At 53.7% G+C, this 307-nt stretch carries 1 pseudogene; it reads right to left on the reverse strand.

Annotation, left to right across the window (positions count from 1 at the left end):
• Positions 1-307, reverse strand: a pseudogene (locus A3751_RS22515) (23S rRNA (uracil(1939)-C(5))-methyltransferase); the annotation flags it as partial.

The following is a 307-nucleotide window of genomic DNA, read 5'->3' on the forward strand; positions in this document are numbered from 1 at the left end:
CGAGAGTGTAATGCAAGCGATCTTCATCTTTGGAGGCCGACTCGGGCCAAATACGATGGACGGTATCAACCCCCTTTGGCTGCAAATAGATGTGAAAACCCTGTGCCTGCCCAAAAGCAACCAGCTTAGCGGTATCGTCCTCGGTAAGCGGCGCCATGTGACGCACCACAAGCGCAGCAGCGTCTTCCCCAAGGGCCACCTCAAACTGAGGTAGCTCTCGATAAACTGAGAGACCTGCAACCAATTCGCGCAAATCTAGCAGGTGATGCCCCACTTTGGGGTTTAGCACCTCACATTGCTGCATATC

The sequence above is a fragment of the Oleiphilus sp. HI0080 genome (genome assembly GCF_001635135.1).